The following is a 7,076-nucleotide window of genomic DNA, read 5'->3' as shown; positions in this document are numbered from 1 at the left end:
GGAGGCGTTACTGCGAGGTGGCGTATGATACGCTTTCCTCCCTCAGAGTCAACTTCTATTTCAGAAGTTTTTCTCCGGCGGTTCAGCGTGCTGAACCTCTCAACCCGGCGGCCGGTAAGCCGTTGTTCCGTGTCGATGGAGGCGCATTATAGGGAGTTCCTGACGGGTGACAACCCCTAAATTGCGAAAAATAGCGCGTTCGCTGCAATCCACAGCAAAAGGGCTGTTTATACGCGGTTATGCACAAAGTTATCCACACTGACCGGCTTGCGTTAAATTAGACAAGCGCCACGCAAACGTTTTCGCTACAATGCCCCCGCAAAATATTTGCCTCTGTTAAGGGCGTTACCTGAGGCCGAATTCATTCTTCTTCTATATAGAGGGAAAATGGCTAAGCTTGAGGTAACGATCTTATCTATGCGAACCAAAGCCAAGGGATAAACCTCATGCAACAACCTCGTCCTGTACGTCGCGCTCTGCTGAGCGTGTCTGACAAAGCCGGTATCCTCGAATTTGCTCAGGCGCTGTCAAGCCGCGGTGTCGAGCTGCTCTCCACGGGCGGCACCGCACGCCTGCTGGCAAATGCTGGCCTTCCTGTTACTGAAGTGTCTGACTACACCGGTTTTCCGGAAATGATGGATGGACGCGTCAAAACTCTGCATCCCAAAGTTCATGGCGGGATTTTAGGACGCCGGGGTCAGGACGACGAAATCATGCAGGCGCACAGTATCTCCCCTATCGATATGGTGGTCGTTAACCTTTATCCGTTTGCCGAGACTGTGGCTCGTGAAGGTTGCTCGCTGGAAGATGCGGTTGAGAATATCGATATCGGCGGTCCGACTATGGTGCGCTCCGCCGCGAAGAACCATAAAGATGTCGCTATTGTGGTAAAGAGCAGTGATTACCAGACCATTATTGCTGAGCTGGACGCCAACAATAACTCGCTGACGCTGGAGACCCGTTTCGACCTGGCCATTAAAGCTTTCGAGCATACCGCCGCCTACGACAGCATGATTGCTAACTACTTCGGTAGCCTGGTTCCTGCTTACCATGGCGAAACTGGTGAACCTTCCGGCCGCTTCCCACGTACGCTGAATCTGAACTTCATCAAGAAGCAGGATATGCGTTACGGTGAGAACAGCCATCAGGATGCTGCCTTCTATATAGAAGAGAATGTGACGGAAGCTTCTGTCGCCACCGCGCAGCAGGTTCAGGGTAAAGCCCTTTCCTATAACAACATCGCGGATACCGATGCGGCACTGGAGTGCGTAAAAGAGTTTACCGGAGCAGCCTGCGTGATCGTCAAGCATGCTAACCCGTGCGGCGTGGCAGTGGGCAGCTCCATTCTGGATGCCTACGAGCGCGCTTATAAAACCGATCCTACCTCTGCGTTTGGCGGCATTATCGCCTTCAACCGCGAGCTGGATGAAGCTACCGCTCAGGCTATTATCAGCCGCCAGTTTGTGGAGGTGATCATTGCCCCTTCCGCAAGCCCTGCCGCGTTGAAAATTACCGCAGCAAAACAGAACGTTCGCGTGCTGACCTGCGGTCAGTGGCAGCAGCGTCAGACAGGCCTGGATTTCAAACGCGTGAATGGGGGTCTGCTGGTACAGGATCGCGATCTCGGCATGGTGGAAGAGAGCCAGCTGCGCGTGGTCAGCAAACGTCAGCCGACGGAGCAGGAGCTGCGTGATGCGCTGTTCTGCTGGAAGGTGGCCAAGTTTGTTAAGTCTAACGCCATTGTCTATGCCCGCGACAATATGACCATCGGCATAGGCGCAGGCCAGATGAGCCGGGTTTACTCTGCTAAAATCGCGGGCATCAAAGCCAGCGACGAAGGACTGGAGGTAAAAGGTTCCGCCATGGCGTCTGATGCTTTCTTCCCGTTCCGTGACGGCATTGATGCGGCTGCCGCCGTTGGCGTGAGCTGCGTCATCCAGCCTGGCGGTTCAATTCGTGATGAAGAAGTGATTGCCGCTGCCGACGAACACGGCATCGCGATGATCTTTACCGACATGCGCCATTTCCGCCATTAATTACGGAGCAGACAGAACGATGAAAATTTTAGTGATTGGTAATGGCGGACGTGAACACGCGCTGGCCTGGAAAGCCTCTCTTTCGCCGCTGGCGGAGACCGTCTTCGTGGCGCCAGGCAATGCCGGTACTGCGCTTGAGCCTGCCTTGCAGAACGTAAACATCAGCGCCACCGATATTCCTGCTTTGCTTAACTTTGCGCAAAACGAGAAGATCGACCTGACCATAGTCGGCCCGGAAGCGCCGCTGGTGATTGGCGTGGTGGATGCCTTCCGCGCCGCTGGCCTGAAAATTTTTGGGCCGACGCAGGCGGCCGCGCAGCTGGAAGGCTCCAAAGCCTTCACCAAAGATTTTCTGGCTCGCCACCATATTCCTACAGCGGAATATCAGAACTTTACCGAAGTAGAGCCGGCGCTGGCCTACACCCGGAGTAAAGGCGCGCCGATTGTTATCAAAGCCGATGGCCTGGCCGCCGGTAAAGGTGTGATTGTAGCGATGACGCTACAGGAAGCGGAAGAAGCTATCCAGGATATGCTGGCAGGCAATGCTTTTGGCGATGCGGGCCACCGTATCGTGGTGGAAGAGTTCCTTGATGGTGAGGAAGCCAGCTTTATCGTGATGGTCGATGGTGAAAACGTGCTGCCGATGGCCACCAGCCAGGATCACAAGCGCGTGGGCGATGCCGATACCGGCCCCAATACCGGCGGTATGGGCGCCTACTCACCCGCTCCGGTGGTCACTGATGAAATCCACCAGCGAGTGATGGATGAAGTGATCTGGCCGACCGTCCGTGGCATGGCGGCTGAAGGCAATGTCTATACCGGCTTCCTCTATGCAGGCCTGATGATCGACAAGAGCGGTCAGCCAAAAGTGATCGAGTTCAACTGCCGCTTTGGCGATCCTGAAACGCAGCCGATCATGCTGCGTATGCAGTCAGATCTGGTGGATCTTTGCCTGGCTGCCGTGGACGGCAAGCTCAATACCAAAGAGTCACGCTGGGATCCTCGTCCTTCACTGGGTGTAGTGCTGGCGGCTGGCGGCTATCCTGGCGATTACAGCACGGGCGATCAAATCCATGGTTTACCGCTGGAAGCGACCCCTGACGGCAAAGTGTTCCACGCCGGGACAAGGATGGAGGATGATTTAGTCGTTACTAACGGTGGACGCGTTCTGTGCGTGACGGCGCTGGGCGAAGATGTTGCCGCGGCGCAAAAACAGGCTTATGCACTGGCGGAATCGATCTCATGGCAGGGAAGCTTCTGCCGTAGCGATATTGGCTATCGCGCAATCGGCCGCAAATAGTTGTTCCGGGGGCTGGAGAATCCGGCCCCTGTTCTCTCTACCCCGCCCTGCCTGCTCTCACAAATCCGCCTCTTGCGGCTCCGTCGCACACTGATCGTCGGCTGAAACCAGAATCAGCTGCGTTCCACTGGGCGCTTCCAGCCAGGAAATACTCACCGGCTTGCCCGATTCTCGCTGATGCTGCGTGATATAGCGGGTAAAGAAAGGATCGAAGCTGGGCTTCTCTTCGCCGCCTTTGCAAAGCTTGACCGTGCCCGAAGGCGACCAGTGGCCCTGTTTCAGCCATACGCGCCCCTCCAGCAGGTCGTCACTGATTTTAAGCATCCGACCTGCATCGAACTGGTAGAGTGCCACGTCATCCGGTGAGAGCGCCTCACGTCGCCCCTCCAGCTGCCGCTGCATAAAGCTCAGGCTGCCATCCTGATCAAACCTCAGCGTCACGTCGTCGGGATGATCCCCTTTGACATGGCGTTCAACCGAAATCAGCTTCTCTTGCTGCCACAGGTAATCCGTGGTTTCGCTACTGCCTCCCGTGAACGGGGTATAGACCGTAACAAGATGGCTGGTGTGGTTAGGGTTGTCTTTACGCCAGATCCTGACGGTGCCACGGTCGGCAAGATAGCCGCTGGCGGTAAAATCAGGAAGCGTGGAGCGTGAACTGCATCCTGCCAGCATAAGCAGCATCAGGAAAGGGGCGGAGAAGGTAAACGGGTGTTGTCTCATGGGTGTGATTATCACACATTGCGGGCAGGTTTGCCGCAGCAGGCGTAGCTGAAGCAGAGAAAAGCAAAGAACCAGAACCTTAACAAAAGGGGCTTTACGCCCCCCTGTTTAAAACCTTTCACCGTCAGACGATTACTTAACAGCGTCTTTCAGTGCTTTACCAGAAACAAATGCCGGTACGTTTGCAGCAGCAATTTTGATCTCTTTACCAGTCTGCGGGTTGCGGCCAGTACGCTCAGCACGGTGGTTAACTTTAAAGGTACCAAAACCAACCAGTTGTACAGCATCACCTTCTTTCAGAGACTCAGTAATCGCAGCCAGGGTGGATTCCAGAGCAGCTTTAGCCTGGGTCTTTGACAGGTCCGCTTTGTCCGCAATTACATCAATCAGTTGAGTCTTGTTCATAAGTTATCCTTACAGTGTATTTATCGCTTGCTAAGCATCATGTGCGAGGGAAAAACCAAATTTGGCGCTCTCCTGCATTCACGCACCGCTAGCCACATTTTTCAGCCCCCCAAATGTAGACCAGACTGGGGGCGAATGTGAAGCCTTAAGGCGCTACAAATCAGGCCTGAAGTCACGTTTTATCGTGTTATTGCTGAAAATTTATACCGATGTTACTGATCCCTGACTCCCGCAGGTCAGATCGCAGTCCTTTGATCAGGTCGAGGTCCCTCTCCTCGCAGGCGCTGAGCAGGCGGAAAATCTCCCACTGGATGTCCCACTCTTCTTCTACCGCCGGGTTCTCTTTTAACTCTTCATCGCTCATTTCACGTTCAGCCTGGGTCATTTCCAGCATCGCGACGCTGGTGATGGAGGCTTCGCTGACGGCAATCGCATGCGTCAGCGTTTCACCGCTTAAACGGGAGTGCAGCAGTTCGCTCAGTGCCACGCAGGCATCAATGGCGGGATAGACGCCATAGAGGTCATAATCCTCAGCGGCCGGAATCGCTTCTTCAAACTTTTCGAGCTGGGAATCAAAGTTCACCTTGGCATCTTTGATAACCAGGGTTTCCCAGATCAGATCAAGAATACGGCGATAAATTTGCGCATCCCCAAAACCGGTCTGCTGGCAGAAAGCCCAGTAGTTGGGGAACATACGTTCACACAGGCAGGCCATAAAAGTAACGTGCTGCCAGCTTTCCAGTTTCTCAAGCCGCAGGTGAATGGGATTACGTAACATAGTGGGATCTCTTAAACATAAGTGCGCGGCCAGCAGTGTAACTGAAAAGAAGAGCGCTCACACCGTTAACCCTACAGGCCAAGTCGGACAAAAGAGGGCCGGTTAGAGGCGACGGCATCCGCCCAGCGGGTCGGCTCAGGCAGCCGGTAGCCCTGTAAGCAGGTTTCTACCCACGTCAGGGCTGTATCTGCGCTAACGCGATGCCCGGAAGAGATAAACAGCGGATTACAGCGCCGCTTGCTGCGCAGCACCCAGCCAATCTGCTCGCCCTTGTCGATCAGCGGCTGCCGTTCACCCGGCTCATCGCCCAGCGGCTCGAACTTCCCGCACAAACGCCGTTTTGCCACGCCGATAGTAGGGACATCCACCAGCAGACCAAAATGGCTGGCCACGCCCAGGCGACGCGGATGGGCAATTCCCTGTCCGTCAACGAATAACAGATCGGGACGCTGCTCAAGCTGCTCCCACGCGGCCAGCAGCGCGGGATATTCGCGAAAAGAGAGATAACCGGGGATGTAAGGCATAGTGGTAGCGATACGGGCCACCCGGTGCTCTACCAGCTTCAGTGAGGGATACTCAAGAATCACGAGGGCGGCGCGTGTCACCTCGCCCCCCTGCTCAAACCCCACATCGGCACCGCCAATATAGCGTGGAGGCATAACGTCGAAGTCATCTTCGCGAACAACTTCCGCCGCCCGCGTTAACTGTTCCTGCTTTAATGCCTGAATATCCATGCTTACCCCTGATGGTAAGGGCGTGACAGTTTGTGGACAGCCTCCACAAATACGCCCGCGTGTTCCGGTGGCACATCCTGATGGATGCCGTGACCCAGGTTGAAGACATGGCCGGTGCCATGACCAAAGCCTTCAAGGATAGTCGCCACTTCCTGTTCGATGCGTGCGGGCGCAGCGTAAAGCATGGAGGGATCCATATTGCCCTGTAGCGCTACTTTATCGCCCACCCGACGACGCGCATCGGCGATGTCGGTAGTCCAGTCCAGCCCCAACGCATCACAGCCGGTCGCGGCCATCGCTTCCAGCCACTGGCCGCCGCCTTTCGTGAACATCGTCACCGGCACGCGGCGCCCGTCGTTTTCACGTTGCAGGCCATCGATGATTTTGTGCATGTAATGCAGCGAGAACTCAAGATAGTCACGGCCAGTCAGCACGCCGCCCCAGGTATCAAAGATCATCACTGACTGCGCGCCAGCACGGATCTGTGCATTAAGGTAGAGCGTGACGCTGTCTGCCAGCTTATCCAGCATCAGATGCAGAGTTTGCGGTTCGGCATACATCATCTTTTTGAGTTTGGTGAAGGCCTTACTGCTGCCGCCTTCAACCATATAAGTTGCCAGCGTCCAGGGACTGCCGGTAAAACCGATTAACGGCACGTCACCGTTAAGATTTTTACGGATAGTCCGCACGGCGTTCATCACATAGCCCAGTTCCTGCTCCGGATCCGGTACCGGCAATTTTTCAACATCTGCACGACAGGTCACTGGCGAGGAGAAGCGTGGACCTTCACCGGCTTCAAAATAAAGGCCCAGACCCATGGCATCAGGAATGGTCAGGATATCCGAGAACAGGATCGCCGCATCAAGCGGATAACGCCGCAGCGGTTGCAGCGTCACTTCGCAGGCCAGCTCGGCATTTTTGCACAGCGACATAAAATCACCGGCAACGGCGCGGGTGGCTTTGTACTCTGGCAGATAGCGACCGGCCTGACGCATCATCCACACAGGTGTGACATCAACAGGCTGGCGCAGCAGGGCACGCAGATAACGATCGTTCTTCAGTTCACTCATCTTTAAAGGCTCTCTCAAATTCAGGCGCGC

Annotated in this window: 7 protein-coding genes; 2 read left to right on the top strand and 5 right to left on the bottom strand. The window is 55.3% G+C overall.

What is annotated here, in order from left to right:
* Positions 1–446 precede the first annotated feature (446 nt).
* Positions 447–2,036 (top strand): bifunctional phosphoribosylaminoimidazolecarboxamide formyltransferase/IMP cyclohydrolase, encoded by a 1,590-nt coding sequence (purH, locus tag AAH450_RS20825; RefSeq protein ID WP_342911891.1) that lies wholly within the window; start codon positions 447–449, stop codon positions 2,034–2,036.
* A gap of 19 nt (positions 2,037–2,055) precedes the next feature.
* On the top strand, positions 2,056–3,336 hold the full coding sequence (purD, locus tag AAH450_RS20820) for a phosphoribosylamine--glycine ligase (protein ID WP_342911890.1): 1,281 nt from the start codon (positions 2,056–2,058) through the stop codon (positions 3,334–3,336).
* A 57-nt stretch (positions 3,337–3,393) separates the two neighbouring features.
* Here purD and AAH450_RS20815 read toward each other — a convergent pair whose 3' ends face one another.
* The 5 genes from AAH450_RS20815 to hemE form a co-directional block, all read right to left on the bottom strand.
* Positions 3,394–4,059: a DUF1481 domain-containing protein gene (locus AAH450_RS20815; RefSeq protein WP_342911889.1), complete on the bottom strand. Its 666-nt coding sequence runs from the start codon at positions 4,057–4,059 to the stop codon at positions 3,394–3,396.
* 132 nt (positions 4,060–4,191) lie between these two features.
* The gene (gene hupA, locus AAH450_RS20810; protein ID WP_002438605.1) at positions 4,192–4,464 is read right to left on the bottom strand and encodes a nucleoid-associated protein HU-alpha; all 273 of its coding nucleotides are present in this window, start codon (positions 4,462–4,464) and stop codon (positions 4,192–4,194) included.
* A 187-nt stretch (positions 4,465–4,651) separates the two neighbouring features.
* Entirely contained in the window at positions 4,652–5,242 is a 591-nt protein-coding gene (locus AAH450_RS20805) for a YjaG family protein (RefSeq protein WP_342911888.1), read from the bottom strand.
* Between the two features lie 71 nt (positions 5,243–5,313).
* Entirely contained in the window at positions 5,314–5,976 is a 663-nt protein-coding gene (gene nfi / locus AAH450_RS20800) for a deoxyribonuclease V (RefSeq protein ID WP_342911887.1), read from the bottom strand.
* Between the two features lie 2 nt (positions 5,977–5,978).
* Entirely contained in the window at positions 5,979–7,046 is a 1,068-nt protein-coding gene (hemE, locus tag AAH450_RS20795) for a uroporphyrinogen decarboxylase (RefSeq protein WP_342911886.1), read from the bottom strand.
* Positions 7,047–7,076: the final 30 nt, after the last annotated feature.

Source organism: Erwinia magellanica (genome assembly GCF_039023495.1).
Classification (GTDB): domain Bacteria; phylum Pseudomonadota; class Gammaproteobacteria; order Enterobacterales; family Enterobacteriaceae; genus Erwinia.
This window is presented reverse-complemented; position numbering and strand designations above follow the sequence as displayed.